This window comes from Providencia sp. SP181 (assembly GCF_050446505.1).
In the GTDB taxonomy this organism is placed as follows: domain Bacteria; phylum Pseudomonadota; class Gammaproteobacteria; order Enterobacterales; family Enterobacteriaceae; genus Providencia; species Providencia vermicola.
The window spans coordinates 55,698-74,062 of record NZ_JBBPXM010000003.1 but is presented as its reverse complement, the minus strand read 5'-3'; the positions used below and the strand labels follow the sequence as shown (position 1 = coordinate 74,062).

Here is an 18,365-nt window from a genome sequence, read left to right as displayed (position 1 = left end):
TTGCTTATTTGCAGAAAAAAACAACAAATCAGTGAAATATTACTCAACCTAACTTAACCGCAATTAACCTGCCGCTTTTACCGCATCAGCAATACGATTTGCCATCGCAGTGACATCAGCTTCATTTTCGCCTTCAACCATGACGCGAATTAACGGTTCAGTTCCTGATTTTCTCAGCAATACACGGCCTTTGCCTGCCAATTGTTTTTCAACTTCTTCATTAGCAGCAACCACGGCATCACTTTGCAAAGGATCGTGCTTACCTTTAAAGCGTACGTTGACTAACACCTGTGGCAATAATTTCATACCGCTGCACAAGTCGTGAAGGCTCATATGATTGCGAACCATGGCGCTCAGCACCTGTAAACCCGCAACGATCCCGTCACCTGTAGTCGTTTTATCCAGCAAAATCACGTGGCCTGAGTTTTCAGCCCCCATGCGCCAGCCTTTTTCCTGTAGTTTTTCGAGTACATAGCGGTCACCCACTTTTGCACGTTCAAATGGAATGCCAAGCTGTTTCAGGGCGATTTCTAACCCCATATTACTCATTAAGGTTCCGACTACCCCACCTTTTAACTGGCCTTGGCGTAGTGCTTCACGAGCAACAATAAAGAGGATCTGGTCGCCATCAACTTTTTCGCCGAGGTGGTCAACCATAATAATACGGTCACCATCACCATCAAACGCTAAGCCAACATGGGCTTTTTCTTCTAACACTTTTTGTTGCAACTGGCGAACATCTGTTGCACCACATTCTTCGTTGATATTGATACCGTTTGGATCGCAACCAATCGTGATTACTTCAGCACCTAATTCGCGAAATACGTTTGGTGCAATATGGTAAGTCGCCCCATTTGCGCAGTCGATGACAATTTTTAAGCTAGAGAGACTTTGTTCGTTCGGGAACGTCCCTTTACAGAATTCGATGTAACGCCCCGCCGCATCCACGATACGGTTTGCACGGCCTAATTCGGCAGATTCAACACAAGTAATCGGTTTTTCCATTTCGGCTTCAATAGCTTCCTCTACTTCATCAGGAAGTTTTGTCCCATCAATAGAGAAAAATTTAATGCCATTATCATAATAAGGATTATGAGAAGCCGAAATAACAATCCCCGCTTCAGCGCGGAAAGTACGAGTCAAATAAGCAACAGCAGGGGTTGGCATTGGACCCGTAAAAGAGGCCGATAAACCCGCGGCAGCTAAACCTGCTTCTAAGGAAGACTCCAACATATAGCCAGAAATACGCGTATCTTTACCGATGATAATCTTACGTGAACCGTGACGAGCTAGCACTTTTCCTGCAGCCCAACCTAATTTTAAAACAAAATCAGGGGTAATTGGGCTGTCACCCACTTTGCCACGAATACCATCAGTACCAAAATATTTACGAGAGCTCATACGCTTATTTTTCCTTTTCTGACAGAGTCATCTGTACCACTTGCATCGCTTGTACGGTTTCTTTCACATCATGGACACGAATGATATGTGCCCCTTGCATTGCTGCAATCACTGCACAAGAGAGGCTGCCCGCGAGGCGTTCTTGCGGTGGAACATTCAATAATTGTCCAATCATAGATTTACGTGACATCCCTGCCAATAGCGGTAGTCCGAAATTATGAAATTGTTCTAAGTTTGCCAATAATTGGTAATTATGCGACAAGTTCTTCCCAAATCCAAAGCCTGGATCAAGGATTATTTGCTGCCGCTCAATTCCCGCGGCCATACAACGGGCAATTTCGCCTTCAAGATAGGTTTGTACTTCGTGTACCACATTTTCATAATTAGGTGCTTCTTGCATCGTTCTTGGCTGACCTTGCATATGCATAATGCACACGGGCAACCCCGTTTGCGCCGCCACGCGTAATGCGTCTGGTTCATGAAGTGAACGAATATCATTAATGATATGCATACCTGCTTTTGCTGCTTCAGCCATGACTTGCGCTTTCGAAGTATCAACAGAAATCCATACATCAAACTGCTTAGCAATGGCTTCCACAACAGGAACAACACGGTCTAATTCTTCATTCACTGATACCTCAGCGGCACCAGGGCGTGTTGATTCGCCACCGATATCGATAATCGTTGCACCTTCTTGTACCATTTTAGCAACATGCTCTAGCGCATCATGATAAAGATTATGGGTGCCACCATCTGAAAATGAATCAGGAGTAACATTCAAAATCCCCATCACTTGCACAGTAGATAAGTCAAGGAGGCGGCCTCTGGCTTTGATATGCATATTTATTTTTCCTTAACGAAAAAAACCCCAGCGAACTGGGGCTTTATGATTTATTTTAACGACAGCTTATTGTGGCTTGTTATCGTTATTATCTGATGGGTTTGATTCACCAGAATTATTACTTGGCTCTTCAGCACTGTTCTGTGGTTCTTCAGATTGAGGTTTTTCAGCTGTTTTCTCAACATTTGATGGACCTTTACCAAATGTTCCTGTCACATTGCTGACTTTTTTGTCCTCATCCCAACCCGCAGGTTCACGTACTGGACGACGATTCATTAAATCATCAATCATTGGCATATCGATAGTTTCATATTTCAGTAATGCATCTTTCGTTGCATGCAGAATATCAATATTGTCTTCCAATGTTTTGTATGCCAATTGGTAACAGTGATCTAAGATTTTCTTGATTTCTTCATCGACAATACGCGCTGTTTCATCAGAAATTCCTGAACCATTACCAGAAGAACGACCTAAGAATGCAGGACCTTCTTCTTTCGAGTATTGCATTGGGCCTAAACGGTCTGAGAAGCCCCACTGCGTGACCATGTTACGTGCTGTATTGGTGGCAAACTGAATATCGGAAGAAGCACCTGTGGTGACTTTTTCACGACCGTAAATCAGTTCTTCAGCAATACGACCTGCATAAGCTGTTGCAATCATACCTTCGAGTTTCAAGCGGCTACGGCTCACTTCATCACCTTCTGGTAAGAAGAATGCCACACCTAACGCTTGACCACGAGGAACGATAGTTACTTTATGAACAGGGTCATGTTCTGGCATCAAATGACCGATAATCATATGGCCACCTTCGTGGTAAGCCGTTGATTCTTTTTGCTCTTCGGTCATCATCAGAGAACGACGCTCTGCACCCATCCAAATTTTGTCACGCGCTTTTTCAAATTCAACCATGGAAACGACACGCATATTTGCACGAGCCGCAAACAGAGCTGCTTCGTTAACTAAGTTTGCTAATTCAGCACCAGAGAAACCTGGTGTTGCACGCGCAAGAATGAATGTGTCTACGCTTGGGTCGATAGGCACACGACGCATATGCACTTTCAGAATTTGTTCACGGCCACGTACGTCTGGTAAACCAACCACAACTTGACGGTCAAAACGACCTGGACGTAATAACGCTGGGTCAAGAACGTCTGCACGGTTAGTTGCCGCGATAACAATAATCCCTTCGTTGCCTTCGAAGCCGTCCATCTCAACCAGCATCTGGTTCAGGGTTTGTTCACGCTCATCGTGACCACCACCTAAACCAGCACCACGTTGACGACCCACGGCATCGATTTCATCAATAAAGATGATACAAGGCGCTGCTTTTTTCGCTTGTTCGAACATATCACGAACACGAGAAGCACCCACACCCACGAACATTTCGACGAAATCGGACCCCGAAATAGTGAAGAATGGCACTTTTGCTTCGCCTGCGATAGCTTTCGCAAGTAAGGTTTTACCTGTACCTGGAGGGCCTACCATCAGGACGCCTTTAGGAATTTTACCACCCAGTTTTTGGAAGCGAGCGGGTTCACGCAGGAACTCGACTATCTCACCCACTTCTTCTTTGGCTTCGTCACACCCAGCAACGTCTGCAAATGTTGTTTTGATCTGATCTTCTGTCAGCATGCGGGCTTTACTTTTGCCGAATGACATTGCCCCTTTGCCGCCGCCACCTTGCATTTGGCGCATAAAGAAAATCCAGACACCAATCAACAGAAGCATTGGGAACCAGGAAATGAAAATAGATGTCAGTAAGCTAGGTTCTTCTGGTGGTTCACCAACGACAGTCACATGCTTATTCAGCATGGTGTCTAACAGCTTCTCGTCCTGCATAGGAAGATAAGTTGTATAGCGGCTATTATCAGCCTTTCTGACGTTCAATTCACGACCTGTGATACGAACTTCACGTACCTGATCCTGGGCTAACTCATTGATAAACGTAGAATAATCAACTCTGCGACTATTCGAATCGCTTGGGCCAAAACTCTGGAACAAGGACATCAGAACAACTGCGATGACTAACCAGAGAATCAGGTTTTTCGCCATGTCACTCAAGGGATTAACCTCATATTACAACTGTGTTAACAAATAACGCTCAGGGTACTATAGTTTTAGTCCTGTCGCTACAATGTATACTTCACGCGATCGAGCCCGCGAAGATTCAGGTTTACGAACTTTTACTTTCGTAAACAGGGAACGGATATCCCTAAGGTAGTCATCAAAGCCTTCTCCCTGAAACACTTTGACAATGAAACTTCCTCCAGGTGCCAATACTGCACGGCACATATCCAATGCTAATTCAACTAGATACATAGAGCGAGGAATATCAACAGCCGGTGTCCCACTCATATTTGGCGCCATGTCAGACATGACCACCTGTACTTTTTTGTCGCCAACTCGTTCGAGCAAAGCGGCGAGCACTGCTTCGTCACGAAAATCCCCTTGAAGGAAATCCACGCCAACGATTGGGTCCATCGGTAATAAGTCACATGCAATCACTCGACCATTATGACCTATTTGACTAACAACGTATTGTGACCAACCCCCTGGGGCGGCACCTAAATCAACAACGGTCATACCTGGTTTAAAAATTTTATCACCTTGCTGGATTTCCTCCAGTTTAAACCATGCACGTGAGCGTAACCCTTTCTTTTGTGCTTGCTGAACATATTTATCACTAAAATGCTCTTGCAACCAGCGACTTGAGCTTGCCGAACGTTTTTTATTGGCCATTGTGCTTTCCAACTATACTAAAAGATCTACAACGATATTGCTGCTTCTTTACCATCGAACAGATATAATTGATGGTGATAGATATCAGATGGCGGTAGAATAAGCCATTTTCAATACTAACCAAGCAAAAAATCGATGAATCTTAATAAAAAACAAATTCAGCACCTTAAAAGTCTCGCTCACCACTTAAACCCTGTTGTTATGATTGGCAACAACGGATTAACCGAAGGTGTCTTGGCTGAGATTGAAATCTCACTAGCACATCATGAGCTTATCAAAGTCAAAATCGCAGGCGAAGATCGTGATACTAAAAATTTGATCGCTGATGCGATTGTTCGCGAAACTGGTGCAGTAAATGTACAAATTATCGGTAAAATTCTTGTTATCTATCGCCCGTCGGCAGATCGCAAAATCATTTTACCTAAATAATAACCCATCATTTATATAAAAATGCCATTGAAAGCACGTTTTATATGAAGAAAAAGGCCGCCTGCGGCCTTTTTCGTTAAATCAGGGAAATAATATAGCTAATTCAGGGAAATAGGAATCAGATATACTCAACTTTAAGAATTTCGAACTCAACGTCTCCGCCTGGGGTTTTGATTGAGACCACGTCATCGACCTCTTTCCCAACCAAACCACGCGCTATTGGTGAGTTAACAGAAATTAAATTCACTTTGATATCCGCTTCGTCATCACCCACAATACGATACGTCAGCTCTTCATCAGTATCAACATTCAATACCGTTACTGTTGCACCGAAAATTACACGGCCATTGTTGACCATTTTGGTCACATCAATGACTTGTGCGTGTGAAAGTTTCCCTTCGATTTCTTGAATACGGCCTTCACAAAAGCCTTGCTGCTCACGAGCTGCATGATATTCCGCATTTTCTTTTAAATCACCATGTTCACGCGCTTCAGCGATTGACGCAATGATTTCTGGACGGCGGACCGATTTCAGGAACTCAAGTTCCTCTCTTAGTTTGTCCGCACCAAATACCGTCATCGGGATCTGTTTCATTAATAAATACCTCGGTTTCAATCCTATCTAAAAACAAGTATCTTCCTGATTTTGTAACAACAGTACACCGAGCACCTCTGAATACCAGGGGGCTCCAAGTAAATAACTCAATCAGACTCATGTACTCATTTATCTTATCATAATGTACGTTATTTTAACTGAGACTTAATAACGGGTCATCGTTTACTTTATAAGGCATTACACTTTAGTATGTGCAGTATGTCCACTTTAATGCGTGAAATCTATGTCATTACTTAACTTAACCAGAAAATGGATACTCACTTTCGGGATTACCTTAGCCAGTAGTCAAGTTCTTGCTATCCCCATTGATGAGTACAAGCAACACCTGCCAGACGGCACTAACCTCGCTCTGGTTGCGCAGAAAGTGGGAAGTAACACCCCATTAATTGATTATAACGCACAACAAATGGCGCTCCCTGCAAGTACACAAAAAGTGGTTACTGCACTCGCCGCCTTATTGCAATTAGGGCCTGATTACCGTTTTGTCACCAATTTCGAAACCAGCGCCAAATTGAATAATAATACATTGTCGGGGGATTTAGTCATTCGCTTTAGTGGCGACCCAACACTGACCCGCCAACAAATTCGCAATATGGCGAATGCATTGAAACAAATTGGGATCCATAAAGTTGACGGGGACTTAATTGTCGATATTTCTGCATTCGCTAGCCACGATAAAGCACCTGGCTGGGTGTGGAATGATATGACTCAATGTTTTAGTGCTCCTCCAGCAGCCGCAATTATTGACCGAAACTGTTTTTCTGTTTCCCTTTACCCTGCTGAGCGTGCTGGCGATATGGCGTTTATCAAAACTGCCAATTTTTACCCTGTGAATATGTTTAGTGAGGTCAAAACGCTCGCTAAAGGCTCACCTGAGGCGCGCTACTGTGAGTTGGACGTCGTACCTGGGGAGTTAAACCGCTACACACTAACAGGCTGCCTGACTCAACGTAGTGAACCACTTCCCCTTGCTTTTGCCGTACAAAATGGGGCGAGCTATTCAGGGGCAATTGTCAAAAATGAATTAAAAACTGCGGGTATTGAACTGACTGGTAATGTGAAAAAACGCACGCAGCCAACCACACAGTCACAAGTGTTGGTTAAAACGGAATCTAAGCCTCTTCATGATTTACTCAAGGTGATGCTTAAAAAATCTGACAATATGATCGCCGATACTGTTTTTCGGACGATTGGTCGCGAATATTATGGCGTTCCAGGTACATGGCGATCAGGATCCGATGCGGTTAGACAAGTGTTAAAACAAAAGGCAGGGATCGACCTTGGTAATACAGTGATGGTGGATGGATCTGGGCTTTCGCGCCATAACTTGATCACGCCAGCAACGATGATGGAGATCCTTCAGTTTATAGCCAAAAATGATCAACAACTTGATTTCATTTCCATGCTCCCTCTCGCTGGACATGATGGCACATTACGCTACCGTGGAGGCTTCGATGAAGCAGGCGTAAATGGAAAAGTTTCAGCGAAAACAGGTGCATTACAAGGGGTGTATAACCTCGCAGGCTTTATTACCACCGCGAGCGGGCAACGCGTTGCATTTGTGCAGTTTATCTCTGCTTATGCGGTTCCACAAAGCCAGCAACGTAGCCGCCGAGTACCATTAGTTCGTTTCGAGAGCCGGTTATATAAAGACCTGTATAAAAACAACTAATTGCTAAGTTTCATTCATTAAAAAAGGCGCTTTTGCGCCTTTTTGTATTTCTAAGATAAATTATTTTTGGTAAATGATTTCGACACCTTCATCGTCATCTTCATCCCAATCATCATCCCAGTCATCGTCAACGTCTTCAGCACCTGAAAGTTGCTCTTTGTGGTAATCATCCCACATAAACTCGACTTTCTCTGGCTGTTGGACATCTTCAGTCGTTGCCATATCACGAGGTTGAGTATTCATAAATTCCATGATATCCCAGCACAGTGCTTTCACACCTTCATGGTTAACCGCTGAAATCATGTAGAATTTATCTTCCCAGCCCATTGCTTTGGCAATTTCGGCTGCACGTATTGCAGATTCTTCTTCGCCTAAGATATCAATCTTATTGAAGACTAACCAACGTGGTTTCGCTGCCAATTTTTCACTGTATTTTTCTAATTCGCTGATGATGATCTGCGCATTTTCAACAGGATCTGACTCATCGATCGGGCAAATATCGATCAGGTGCAGCAAGACGCGGCAACGTTCTAAATGTTTTAGGAATTGGATCCCAAGCCCTGCACCTTCCGCAGCGCCTTCGATCAACCCAGGAATATCCGCCACAACGAAGCTTTGTTCGTTGTCCATACGCACCACGCCTAGGCTTGGTACTAATGTGGTAAACGGATAATCTGCCACTTTTGGTTTTGCCGCGGAGACAGAACGAATGAATGTGGACTTCCCTGCATTAGGCATTCCCAACATCCCAACATCTGCTAACAGCATCAATTCTAACAGTATTTCGCGAGTCTCACCTTTCGTACCCATAGTACGTTGGCGTGGAGCACGGTTTACTGATGATTTAAAGCGAGTATTCCCAAGGCCATGGAAACCGCCCTTAGCGACCATGTGGCGCTGTTCATGGCGCGTCATATCACAAAGTACTTCATTAGTGCCAAGATCGCGTACACGCGTACCGACGGGCACCTTCACTGTGATATCTTGACCACGTTTACCTGTACATTCACGGCTTTGGCCATTTTGACCACGTTCTGCACGGAATGATTTTTCAAAACGGTAATCGATTAACGTGTTGAGGTTTTCGTCTGCTTGTAAGTAAACATCCCCACCATCGCCACCGTCACCACCGTCTGGCCCCCCTTTCGGGATATATTTTTCACGGCGGAAGCTGACACAACCATTGCCACCATCTCCTGCCACGACCAATATTTTGGCTTCATCTACAAATTTCATATTTCTCTCTCCGCTTCTGAGCCGCATAACGCTGGATGGCTGTTCTACTCAGAGATGGTGTATCTTTAATATGTGTGTAGTTCATTAAAGATCAAATATCTGAATATAAAAAGCCCCGCAAAAAGTTTTGCAGGGCTTTAAGTCTGAATTAAAGATCAGAAAACTTATTCAGCTTCGATGCTGATAAATTTACGATTGTTAGGACCTTTAACTTCAAATTTCACTTTACCATCCGCTAATGCGAACAGAGTGTGGTCACGGCCACAACCTACGTTGTTACCTGCGTGGAACTTAGTACCACGTTGACGAACGATGATGCTACCTGCTAATACAGCTTCACCACCAAAACGCTTAACACCTAAACGTTTTGCTTCTGAGTCACGACCGTTACGAGTCGAACCACCAGCCTTTTTGTGTGCCATTAATCTGCTCTCCTAAATCTTAAGCGATGACAGTGATCTTAACATCAGTGAACCACTGACGATGACCCTGTTGTTTACGGCTATGTTTACGACGACGGAATTTGACGATTTTTACTTTCTCGCCACGACCGTGTGCAACCACTTCCGCTTTCACTTTAACGCCTTCAACGACAGGAGCGCCGATTTGGATCTCATCGCCATTAGCAACCATTAAAACTTGATCAAATTCAACAGTTTCACCTGTTGCGATGTCCAGCTTTTCTAGGCGGACAGTTTGACCTTCGCTAACTCGGTGTTGTTTACCACCACTTTGGAAAACCGCGTACATATTAACTCCGCTTTCCGCGTACTCGCTAAATATTTCAATTCCAGAGCACGCTATAAAATATTCACAATAGGGCGCGAATTCTACGCAAAAAAGCATCAGAACACAAGCCAATAATGCGGTTAGATGACAAAAAATACGACTTTTTTCTCAACAACCTCTTTTTAGTACTGATTTGGTACTAATTACTCAAATTGTTACTTATTTAAACATTTTTTGCATCACACCTGATAATCTTATTATTAATAATGTTATGCTAATGGTATAAGTGTTCTATTCGGTCTCCCATTTTGTTATTCAGGGAATGAACCAAAAACTAATAATATGAATAAATTACGATGAATTTAGAATCTATTATTGAACTAACAACTGAGGATATGTCAGCAGTAAACAAAGCCATCCTCAGTCAATTGAATTCAGATGTTGCACTAATTAACCAGCTTGGTTATTACATTGTCAGTGGTGGAGGCAAAAGGATCCGCCCAATGATCGCGATACTGGCAGGAAGATCCTTAGGCTACGCGGGGCATAAACATACCCAAGTCGCGGCATTGATCGAGTTCATCCATACCGCAACATTATTGCATGATGATGTTGTTGATGAATCGGACATGCGTCGTGGAAAACAAACCGCAAATGCCGTGTTTGGTAACGCTGCAAGTGTATTGGTGGGTGACTTTATTTATACACGATCCTTCCAAATGATGACGGATCTTGATTCGATGCGAGTCCTTAAACTCATGTCCGAAGCCACTAACGTGATTGCAGAAGGTGAAGTTTTACAACTCATGAACTGCAATGATCCTAATATTACTGAAGAAAACTATATGCAGGTGATCTACAGCAAAACAGCACGTTTGTTTGAAGCAGCGGCTCATGCATCTGCTATTTTAGCGAATGCAACACCTGAGCAAGAAAAGGCATTACAAGATTATGGTCGTTATATCGGCACAGCCTTCCAGCTGATCGATGATTTACTGGATTACGATGCTAATAACGCCCAGTTAGGCAAAAATACAGGTGATGACCTTGATGAAGGTAAGCCCACGCTTCCTCTTCTTCACGCCATGCAAAATGGGAATGAAGAAGAATCAGCATTGATTCGCCAAGCGATAGAACAAGGTAACGGCCGCCATTTGTTAGAGACCGTTTTAGCAACGATGAAGCGCTGTGGCTCACTTGAGTACACTTATATTCGTGCACAAGAAGAAGTACAAAAAGCGATTAATGCGCTAAATGTCATTGATGATTCTATTTATAAAGAAGCTTTAATTGGACTTGCTCACATCGCCATCCAACGTCATTCCTAAAACTCGCTATAGGCTGTTTAAGAAAAGGGGAAAATTATTTTTCCCCTTTTTCGTCTTCAGCTATCTGTGCAAGTAGTGAAGATAGACCATAACGCAAAATGTATTTTACGATTTTATTACGTTCAGTCTCTGTCAGTTGATAATAAGCTTCTGACCAGATCTGTAATGCATCTGTTCTTTGGCTTTGATAAGGCACTGACGGCTCGCATAAGCTTAATTGGCCTTGGATCTCTCCTGGTAGGCTTTCAATATAATATTCAACAGCTTTACCTTGGACACCTCGCTTTCGCCGATGTTTCCAGCCCTCTCTTCTTGCCATCAGGTTAACACCCTGTGGCGAGGTTGGCAGTCCTTCTAGCCCTGCGAGCTCTTTCGCAGTGAACCACAATTTTTTCATATCTTCACTTTCACGCTTATATTATGAAACCTGCTATTGCAGCTTTACCGAATCGTCATCTGTTAAAAAAGATTTAGACTGAATATAATATTATTTTTATATAATTAATTATTCACAACTTAAGTATTTGTAAACGACTTTTTATTAATTAAATCAATTAGTGCTAAAGCCCCTTCCCGTATAATGAATGCCAAGATCACCTCACGCTCATCATTAGAGAGTTGGTTATAAGCTTCTTGCCAAATAAACGAATTGTCATTTCGTTTTACCTGATAGCTTGGCAATGCTTCGCTAACAAATTGACCGTCAAAAATATCTATCGATATCGAACTAATGTGGTATTCCAACGCTTTTCCTTGGATACCTTTCCTTTTGCGGCAAGTCCAATTTTCACGCCTAGCCATGGCATTAATACCCTGAGTCGTCATTGGAAGCCCTTGCAACCCAACTAACTCTTTTGCTGTTAGCCATTCCTTGTACATACTGACCCTCCTAGTCCTGATGACAACGCACTTTCAGTTGCTGAAAACTATCTATACTTTCTTAAAAACAGTTAAATCATTCATTTTATTAATAACAGGAAATAATAATATACAAATCATATATGTTATTTGCATTTTAATTTCTTTTAATAACAGACAATTAAATAATTTACTCGCTAATAATTTAAGTAATTTTGTTGAGTAATTTAGATATATTACCAATACAAGTAACGGGTAACAGTAAATACGCCATTCCCAATACTAACTCGAAAGAGTTAGTTTTATTTTCAAAGTTTTATCTTAATTCACAGTTATTAATTCTAACTTTCCATTTAATTTCACAAAAACCACGATAGTTTCATAAAATAGAATTTTTAGAAAAAACCAGAAATTATTTTGGAAAATTTCTGTTATTTTATTTCCAATAACAGGGAGATTGTATTGAATGTATCACAATATCCCGTTACTCGTACCATTAACTCTACATGATTCTGAATGAAAAAAGGACTAAAAAATGATTTTACGGAAGTCAGACTGGCACCCAGCAGACATCATCGCAGCATTACGTAAGCGTGGAACAACACTTGCTGCTATTTCACGTGAAGCAGGGCTGAGCTCTTCAACTCTCGCGAATGCCCTTTCACGTCCATGGCCTAAAGGAGAATGGATTATTGCCAATTTTTTAGGAATTCACCCATCTGAAATCTGGCCAAGCCGATATTACGACCCGATAACAGGTAATTTATTAGAAAGGAAAGTGAGAGAAAAAACACCAATGGAAGATTAAAATCGAATGAAAATAGTTATAAAGCCGTGAATAATAACTTTATTGATCCACGGCTTTATCTTTTTATCATTACTCAATAAAGAAAATATTATTTCATACGCGCAAAACCGTCAGACAGATCCTGCTTTAAATCATCCAGATTTTCTAAACCAATCTGAAGTCGCAGTGTTGGGCCACCTGGCTCCCAATGTGTGACTGTACGGTATTCAGCGCAATTAAATGGAATAATTAAGCTTTCAAAACCACCCCATGAGTAGCCCATACCAAAAATGGATAGCCCATCTAACATGTTCGCAATATCAGTCTGGGTGTATTTCGGGTCTAACACGATGGAAAATAACCCTGATGACCCTGTAAAGTCCCTTTTCCATATTTCATGCCCAGGACAATCAGGAAATGCGGGGTGTAAAATTCGAATAACTTCAGGGCGTTGCTGTAACCAGTGGGCAATATTTAGCGCTCTTTCTTGGGCTTCTTTTAAGCGAATAGGCAACGTTCTCATACCACGTAAAGCCAGAAAACAGTCTTCCGCTCCAGGCAACATCGCCATGTAGTCATAAGTTTCACGTAGTTTTGGCCACCATGCTTGATTTGCAGACACAATCCCCATCAGCAAATCAGAGTGGCCACCTAAATATTTTGTTCCTGCTTCGAGTGAAATATCACAGCCCAGTTCATGCGCTTTAAAAAACAACGGTGTTGCCCATGTGTTATCGATGATGGTGGCAATATTATGCCGTTTCGCAACATCAACAATCGCAGGAACATCTTGAATTTCAAAACTTTGAGAACCTGGAGACTCTAAAAAAATGGTGCTGGTATTTGGCTGCACAAGTGTTTCAATCTCTGTACCGATCATCGGATCGTAATAAGTGGTCTCAATCCCCATTTTATCCAATAACCCGTGGCAAAACTTACGGGTTGGCCGATAAACACTGTCTGGCATCAGTAAGTGATCACCCGATTTCAGTGTCGTTAACAAGGCTAGGACTATTGCTCCTAATCCTGACGGTGACAACACCGTCCCCTCTGCCCCTGCGAGAACAGACCACGCCTGTTCAAGTTGCTTAATGGTTGGCGTGCCCGCTGTACCGTAGTTAAATTCGGCTCTATCGTTGATTAAGGCATCAACCGTTGGGAACACCACCGTCGAACCACGATAAACTGGGGCATTCACGAACCCTGATTGCTTCGCAGGGTCTCTTCCAAGCTGGGTCACTTGTGTATCAACATGAAACTCAGAAACTGCTTTTTTCTTCATGAGATCCTCTCATCAACATCATTATTTATTCGAAAAACTTAAAGAATGGTGACAGACACAACAGCACACCAAAGAAAATGATAAACCACACTGTTGGGCCTTTAAATTTGTGCAGTGCTGGGACTTTGTAAACCAGATAACATGGGATCAAACAAGAAACGATACCAAACAATGGACCACCTAACTGCATAAAAAACAGGATTGAGAATCGTGTTGAAACCCAGAACCACAGTGCGATAATCACGCCTAAGCATACGCCATAGTGCAGTACCGTTTGGTTAATGCGCTCTTCAGGCATGAATCGAGTGAGAATATTCACCACAATGCCTTTTATCGCTTCTTGGAAGCCCAAGTAAATCCCTAAGAATGCCGTTAAGATTGCAAAAATATTCAATAATGCCGTCATCACTTTCACCACAGCACCTGGTATCACCTGCGCAGCAATCGCTAATGCAGAAATATTCTGCTCGAAAGCGGATACCGCTTGTTCATGGCTAATTGAAAAGGTAAACGAAAATGCAAAGAATAATACGGCGACGGCTAAAATAATATAGGCAACGCGGTTAGCCCGTATTGCACGGTAAGTCGCAATGCGTTTATCGCTTTCTAACTTACGATAAGCAATATTCATTGGGCTCAAAATTTGCACAAATAAAATAGAAAACAATGTAAATGGTAATGTTAAGAAAACATCTCGCATAAATGGGAGAAAATCAGGAAAGGCAGTGATATTCGCAAAGTTCCAATATGGCACCATGACAACACCAAGCAGCACAATAATCCCAAATTTCACAATAACCATTGGGCCTGACACTTTAAACAGTAGCCTCTCTCCTTGCGCCGCTATCGCGACCAATACGGAAATAATAATCAACCCATACCAAATAGAGTCAGATAATAACCCTTCGGTTAATCCAAAGGTTTTAATATACGAGGCGCTGTCAAAGGTCACGGCTAATGAATAAGAAAACATACCGTGCAATAGCATTAAAAAGTAAGCTATCCCTAATGCTATCCCCCAATTTTTACCCAAGTATTGCGTAATAACACTCGCATAATCATTACATTCTTCAGATTCAGATAGCGTTCTAAGATATAAATTTTGTAACCAATAAATGGCTGGATAAGAAAGCATGGTTGCGGCAATAAACACCCAGATGCCTTTAATACCAATTTGCACAGGCATAAATACAATTCCTGAGCCAATCGCCATCCCGATACATAAAATCACCCAACCTACATCATATTTTGTAAAAGGGATCTTTTTGGTATCAATAGGATTACCTGCACTTGCCTGAATACTATTAGACATAGTCTATTCCTCAACGTTATAGATTTAATTATTAAAAAAGTTAGGAACAACATTATTTGTAGGCGTTAATTTTTCATTATCGCCGTTTTTTAATACTGGTGTGGCTCGAGCAAACTGCGATAAATTCACAATTATAGTATGCTGGAATAAATGGGTTTGATAGGGCGGGACAATGCTAATAAATAAAAACACTTTTGCGTTCAAAGCAAAAATTGACAGCTACGCGATTTTTCGACATTTAGAGTTATTTATCAAAATCGTCGAATGTAATAGCTTTAGCCTAGCGGCGAAGAAGCTGAATGTAACGCCGTCATCCGTCAGCCGAGGGCTACAGCAGCTAGAAGATCAATTGGGTGTAGTCTTGCTAAAACGAACAACCCGAAATTTTATTTTGACCGATGCCGGGCGCTATTTATTGCAGAGATCGCAAAACTTATTGGCTGATCTTGATGACTCTCTGATCAATACCGCAAGTTTCTACCAACATGCTCAAGGGCAATTAAAGATCACCTGTTCCATTGCATTTGGTGTCTGCCATTTAATGCAAATCTACAGTGAATACCGCGAAACGAATCCCAAAGTCAGTTTATCCGTTGACCTTAATGATGAGCTAATTAATTTAAATGAAGTGGATTTTGATATTGCATTACGTATTACTAGTCACCCGCCTGAGAATTTTGCGCTACGAAAAATTTGCAACATTAACTGGGTATATTGTGGTAGTCGGACGTATTTTGAGCGTTATGGTATTCCTCAGTCCCCCGCCGATATTGCATTACATAATTGCTTAATTAACCCGAATATTCCTGACACATGGCGAATGACGGATAAAGATGGTAGCGCTTATCCTTTGGAAATTAATAATATGATTGAGGTGAATAGTAGCTTAGGTTTATTAGAAGCTGCACGTTGCCACCAGGGCATTGTTTGCTTACCCACATATATGTTAGGCAATTATATTGAAAATGGCGAGCTGATCCCTGTCTTGCTGGATTATGACCCCAAATCGACACCATTTGCACTGTATGCGTTATATCACCCAGCTCATACACACTCACCGAAAATCAGAACATTTATTGATTTTTTAGTGGAAAAAATACCGTCAGATCCACACTGGGATCATTGGATGCGACAGCATGCCTCGTAGTCGTCTCATAGAAATTAAAAAGGTTGAGTTCTATAAAAAGAAACTCAACCTTTTCGATTAGGAAAAATTAATTAGCATTAGCCATTAATGAATTTTTCACCTAATTCGATATCCGCTTTCAGGACATCTAACATGTCTTTCAGCGCTTTTTCTTCAAATGCGCTTAATTTGCCAATTGGCAGGTGTTTTTCGATACCGTTTTTACCTAAAACAACAGGTTGTGCGAAGAAACGTGCATGTTGGCCTTCACCTTCAGTGTAAACACACTCAACCACGTTGCTTTCACCTTGCAGACCACGAATTAAAGATAAACCTAAACGTGCTGCTGCTTGTCCCATAGACAGTGTCGCTGATCCGCCACCGGCTTTTGCTTCAACCACTTCAGTACCTGCATTTTGGATACGTTTAGTTAATGCTGCGATTTCGTCATCAGAGAAGCTTACACCTTCAATTTGTGATAACAGAGGCAGGATCGTCACGCCAGAGTGACCACCGATAACTGGAACTTCGATATCGTTGACGTTTTTGCCTTTTAATTCCGCAACAAAAGTATTAGAACGGATGATATCTAATGTTGTCACACCGAATAAACGGTTTTTGTCGTATACACCTGCTTTTTTCAGAACTTCGGCAGCGATTGCAACAGTTGTGTTCACTGGGTTAGTGATAATACCAATTAATGCTTTCGGGCAAGTTTCTGCGATTTGTTGAACAAGGTTACGAACGATGCCTGCGTTAATGTTAAACAGGTCTGAACGGTCCATGCCAGGTTTACGTGCAACACCCGCAGAGATAAGAACAATATCCGCACCTTTCAGTGCAGGTTTCGCATCTTCACCAGCAAAACCAGCCACTTTAACGTCTGTTGGGATGTGGCTTAAGTCAGCAGCAACACCTGGAGTAACCGGTGCGATGTCGTAGAGGGAGAGTTCTGAACCAGCTGGAAGCTGATTTTTGAGAAGAAGGGCGAGAGCCTGACCGATACCACCTGCTGCACCTAGGACTGCAACTTTCATTCTGAAACTCCTTAATTTGTACTTTAAAAAAATATGACTTTATTTGGTTATGCACTAAACGCATTACGTATAAAAAACAATTTCTTAACAGATAGAGAGAGAGTTTAACGCTAGAGAATTTGTTGACTAATTCCCCCTATTCTAAACAAATTCCTTATCTGTTAATGAGATAACGGGCACTTTTTTAACAAATAGTTTTTCTCACTATTGCTTTTCGCACAATAAGTTGTTTTTACTGTTCATTATTCAAGCACAAACCCTTTTATTAACAATAAACTTACAACTTTAATAAGCTAAATTCATTGATATATTATGCTAATTTTCCACACTAACAATTTAAGATAAATTGACTTTTAGCGCTGTAAATAAAACAACATAAAACCTAAAAGATTCCATTATCATTGATTATTAAATCATCATAACGCAATTTTGTTGCATAAAAATGCACTTTTACGGATAATACAACTTAGTTTAATGCCGATGAATGGGTTAATTATGCGTACTCCGTCTAAACAAGAAGACTTAGTTAAGGCTTTTAAAGCCCTACTCAAAGAAGAAAAATTTAGCTCTCAGGCTGAAATTGTCACGGCTTTGCAGGAAGAAGGCTACGAAAACATTAATCAATCTAAAATTTCCAGAATGCTCACCAAGTTTGGCGCTGTTCGCACTCGTAATGCGAAAATGGAAATGGTGTATTGCTTGCCAAGTGAGCCTGGTGTGCCAACCGCCACCAGTCCATTGAAAAACCTCGTTTTGGATATCGATTACAACCCATCAGTTGTGGTAATTAGAACTAGCCCAGGCGCAGCTCAATTAATTGCTCGCTTACTAGACTCATTAGGTAAAGCCGAAGGTATTTTAGGGAGTATTGCAGGGGATGATACGATTTTCTCTACACCAGCGAATAACTTCACGACGAAAGAGCTATACGAAGCGATTTTAGCGTTATTCGAGCAAGAGCTCTAATTGACA

Annotated in this window: 19 protein-coding genes; 6 read left to right on the top strand and 13 right to left on the bottom strand. The window is 41.8% G+C overall.

From position 1 onward, the window contains the following. Positions 1-63: 63 nt before the first annotated feature. The 4 genes from glmM to rlmE all read right to left on the bottom strand — a co-directional run bounded on the left by glmM (position 64) and on the right by rlmE (position 4,981). Positions 64-1,401, bottom strand: coding sequence for a phosphoglucosamine mutase (gene glmM / locus AABS66_RS06065; RefSeq protein WP_206083226.1), 1,338 nt, complete (start codon positions 1,399-1,401; stop codon positions 64-66). A gap of 4 nt (positions 1,402-1,405) precedes the next feature. Continuing rightward, positions 1,406-2,242: a dihydropteroate synthase gene (folP, locus tag AABS66_RS06060; protein WP_206083225.1), complete on the bottom strand. Its 837-nt coding sequence runs from the start codon at positions 2,240-2,242 to the stop codon at positions 1,406-1,408. 66 nt (positions 2,243-2,308) lie between these two features. Next, the gene (gene ftsH / locus AABS66_RS06055; protein ID WP_206083779.1) at positions 2,309-4,294 is read right to left on the bottom strand and encodes an ATP-dependent zinc metalloprotease FtsH; all 1,986 of its coding nucleotides are present in this window, start codon (positions 4,292-4,294) and stop codon (positions 2,309-2,311) included. A 57-nt stretch (positions 4,295-4,351) separates the two neighbouring features. After that, entirely contained in the window at positions 4,352-4,981 is a 630-nt protein-coding gene (gene rlmE / locus AABS66_RS06050) for a 23S rRNA (uridine(2552)-2'-O)-methyltransferase RlmE (RefSeq protein WP_004905912.1), read from the bottom strand. A gap of 135 nt (positions 4,982-5,116) precedes the next feature. On the opposite strand from rlmE, the gene yhbY reads away from it, so the two are divergent. Continuing rightward, positions 5,117-5,410 carry a ribosome assembly RNA-binding protein YhbY gene (gene yhbY / locus AABS66_RS06045; protein WP_047755891.1) on the top strand — a complete coding sequence of 98 codons (294 nt, stop codon included), beginning with the start codon at positions 5,117-5,119 and terminating at the stop codon, positions 5,408-5,410. Between the two features lie 118 nt (positions 5,411-5,528). Here yhbY and greA read toward each other — a convergent pair whose 3' ends face one another. Then, entirely contained in the window at positions 5,529-6,005 is a 477-nt protein-coding gene (gene greA, locus AABS66_RS06040; protein WP_206083224.1) for a transcription elongation factor GreA, read from the bottom strand. 244 nt (positions 6,006-6,249) lie between these two features. On the opposite strand from greA, the gene dacB reads away from it, so the two are divergent. Then, on the top strand, positions 6,250-7,698 hold the full coding sequence (dacB, locus tag AABS66_RS06035) for a serine-type D-Ala-D-Ala carboxypeptidase (protein WP_206083223.1): 1,449 nt from the start codon (positions 6,250-6,252) through the stop codon (positions 7,696-7,698). 60 nt (positions 7,699-7,758) lie between these two features. Here dacB and cgtA read toward each other — a convergent pair whose 3' ends face one another. From cgtA to rplU, 3 genes are all read right to left on the bottom strand, one after another. Beyond that, positions 7,759-8,934 carry an Obg family GTPase CgtA gene (cgtA, locus tag AABS66_RS06030; protein ID WP_206083221.1) on the bottom strand — a complete coding sequence of 392 codons (1,176 nt, stop codon included), beginning with the start codon at positions 8,932-8,934 and terminating at the stop codon, positions 7,759-7,761. A 164-nt stretch (positions 8,935-9,098) separates the two neighbouring features. Further along, complete coding sequence (rpmA, locus tag AABS66_RS06025; protein ID WP_004905922.1) at positions 9,099-9,356, bottom strand: 50S ribosomal protein L27; 258 nt, start codon at positions 9,354-9,356, stop codon at positions 9,099-9,101. A 19-nt stretch (positions 9,357-9,375) separates the two neighbouring features. Next, complete coding sequence (gene rplU / locus AABS66_RS06020; protein ID WP_004905925.1) at positions 9,376-9,684, bottom strand: 50S ribosomal protein L21; 309 nt, start codon at positions 9,682-9,684, stop codon at positions 9,376-9,378. Between the two features lie 335 nt (positions 9,685-10,019). Between rplU and ispB the strand changes: the two genes are divergently transcribed. Next, entirely contained in the window at positions 10,020-10,991 is a 972-nt protein-coding gene (gene ispB, locus AABS66_RS06015; RefSeq protein WP_206083219.1) for an octaprenyl diphosphate synthase, read from the top strand. Between the two features lie 34 nt (positions 10,992-11,025). Here ispB and AABS66_RS06010 read toward each other — a convergent pair whose 3' ends face one another. Then, a complete protein-coding gene (locus AABS66_RS06010; RefSeq protein ID WP_206083217.1) occupies positions 11,026-11,388 on the bottom strand; it encodes a DNA-binding protein in 363 nt (120 codons plus the stop codon). A 119-nt stretch (positions 11,389-11,507) separates the two neighbouring features. Then, on the bottom strand, positions 11,508-11,870 hold the full coding sequence (locus AABS66_RS06005) for a DNA-binding protein (RefSeq protein WP_206083215.1): 363 nt from the start codon (positions 11,868-11,870) through the stop codon (positions 11,508-11,510). 514 nt (positions 11,871-12,384) lie between these two features. Between AABS66_RS06005 and AABS66_RS06000 the strand changes: the two genes are divergently transcribed. After that, positions 12,385-12,657 carry a helix-turn-helix domain-containing protein gene (locus AABS66_RS06000; RefSeq protein WP_206083213.1) on the top strand — a complete coding sequence of 91 codons (273 nt, stop codon included), beginning with the start codon at positions 12,385-12,387 and terminating at the stop codon, positions 12,655-12,657. A gap of 88 nt (positions 12,658-12,745) precedes the next feature. Here the strand turns inward: AABS66_RS06000 and metC are convergent, their stop codons facing one another. Then, complete coding sequence (gene metC / locus AABS66_RS05995; protein ID WP_206083211.1) at positions 12,746-13,918, bottom strand: cystathionine beta-lyase; 1,173 nt, start codon at positions 13,916-13,918, stop codon at positions 12,746-12,748. A gap of 25 nt (positions 13,919-13,943) precedes the next feature. Next, the gene (locus AABS66_RS05990) at positions 13,944-15,230 is read right to left on the bottom strand and encodes an amino acid permease (protein WP_206083209.1); all 1,287 of its coding nucleotides are present in this window, start codon (positions 15,228-15,230) and stop codon (positions 13,944-13,946) included. Positions 15,231-15,402: 172 nt separating this feature from the next. Between AABS66_RS05990 and AABS66_RS05985 the strand changes: the two genes are divergently transcribed. After that, positions 15,403-16,377, top strand: a complete 975-nt coding sequence (locus AABS66_RS05985) for a LysR family transcriptional regulator (RefSeq protein WP_206083207.1) — start codon at positions 15,403-15,405, stop codon at positions 16,375-16,377. A 77-nt stretch (positions 16,378-16,454) separates the two neighbouring features. Here AABS66_RS05985 and mdh read toward each other — a convergent pair whose 3' ends face one another. Then, a complete protein-coding gene (gene mdh / locus AABS66_RS05980) occupies positions 16,455-17,393 on the bottom strand; it encodes a malate dehydrogenase (RefSeq protein WP_047756324.1) in 939 nt (312 codons plus the stop codon). 495 nt (positions 17,394-17,888) lie between these two features. Here mdh and argR point away from each other — a divergent pair, with 495 nt between their 5' ends. Next, the gene (gene argR, locus AABS66_RS05975) at positions 17,889-18,359 is read left to right on the top strand and encodes a transcriptional regulator ArgR (RefSeq protein WP_225820573.1); all 471 of its coding nucleotides are present in this window, start codon (positions 17,889-17,891) and stop codon (positions 18,357-18,359) included. The last annotated feature ends 6 nt before the right edge of the window (positions 18,360-18,365 follow it).

Excerpts from the sequence above, each read along its gene's own strand:
- glmM (WP_206083226.1), bottom strand. The coding sequence starts at position 1,401 with ATGAGCTCTCGTAAATATTTTGGTACTGATGGTATTCGTGGCAAAGTG.
- folP (WP_206083225.1), bottom strand. The coding sequence starts at position 2,242 with ATGCATATCAAAGCCAGAGGCCGCCTCCTTGACTTATCTACTGTGCAA.
- ftsH (WP_206083779.1), bottom strand. The coding sequence starts at position 4,294 with ATGGCGAAAAACCTGATTCTCTGGTTAGTCATCGCAGTTGTTCTGATG.
- rlmE (WP_004905912.1), bottom strand. The coding sequence starts at position 4,981 with ATGGCCAATAAAAAACGTTCGGCAAGCTCAAGTCGCTGGTTGCAAGAG.
- yhbY (WP_047755891.1), top strand. The coding sequence starts at position 5,117 with ATGAATCTTAATAAAAAACAAATTCAGCACCTTAAAAGTCTCGCTCAC.
- greA (WP_206083224.1), bottom strand. The coding sequence starts at position 6,005 with ATGAAACAGATCCCGATGACGGTATTTGGTGCGGACAAACTAAGAGAG.
- dacB (WP_206083223.1), top strand. The coding sequence starts at position 6,250 with ATGTCATTACTTAACTTAACCAGAAAATGGATACTCACTTTCGGGATT.
- cgtA (WP_206083221.1), bottom strand. The coding sequence starts at position 8,934 with ATGAAATTTGTAGATGAAGCCAAAATATTGGTCGTGGCAGGAGATGGT.
- rpmA (WP_004905922.1), bottom strand. The coding sequence starts at position 9,356 with ATGGCACACAAAAAGGCTGGTGGTTCGACTCGTAACGGTCGTGACTCA.
- rplU (WP_004905925.1), bottom strand. The coding sequence starts at position 9,684 with ATGTACGCGGTTTTCCAAAGTGGTGGTAAACAACACCGAGTTAGCGAA.
- ispB (WP_206083219.1), top strand. The coding sequence starts at position 10,020 with ATGAATTTAGAATCTATTATTGAACTAACAACTGAGGATATGTCAGCA.
- AABS66_RS06010 (WP_206083217.1), bottom strand. The coding sequence starts at position 11,388 with ATGAAAAAATTGTGGTTCACTGCGAAAGAGCTCGCAGGGCTAGAAGGA.
- AABS66_RS06005 (WP_206083215.1), bottom strand. The coding sequence starts at position 11,870 with ATGTACAAGGAATGGCTAACAGCAAAAGAGTTAGTTGGGTTGCAAGGG.
- AABS66_RS06000 (WP_206083213.1), top strand. The coding sequence starts at position 12,385 with ATGATTTTACGGAAGTCAGACTGGCACCCAGCAGACATCATCGCAGCA.
- metC (WP_206083211.1), bottom strand. The coding sequence starts at position 13,918 with ATGAAGAAAAAAGCAGTTTCTGAGTTTCATGTTGATACACAAGTGACC.
- AABS66_RS05990 (WP_206083209.1), bottom strand. The coding sequence starts at position 15,230 with ATGTCTAATAGTATTCAGGCAAGTGCAGGTAATCCTATTGATACCAAA.
- AABS66_RS05985 (WP_206083207.1), top strand. The coding sequence starts at position 15,403 with ATGCTAATAAATAAAAACACTTTTGCGTTCAAAGCAAAAATTGACAGC.
- mdh (WP_047756324.1), bottom strand. The coding sequence starts at position 17,393 with ATGAAAGTTGCAGTCCTAGGTGCAGCAGGTGGTATCGGTCAGGCTCTC.
- argR (WP_225820573.1), top strand. The coding sequence starts at position 17,889 with ATGCGTACTCCGTCTAAACAAGAAGACTTAGTTAAGGCTTTTAAAGCC.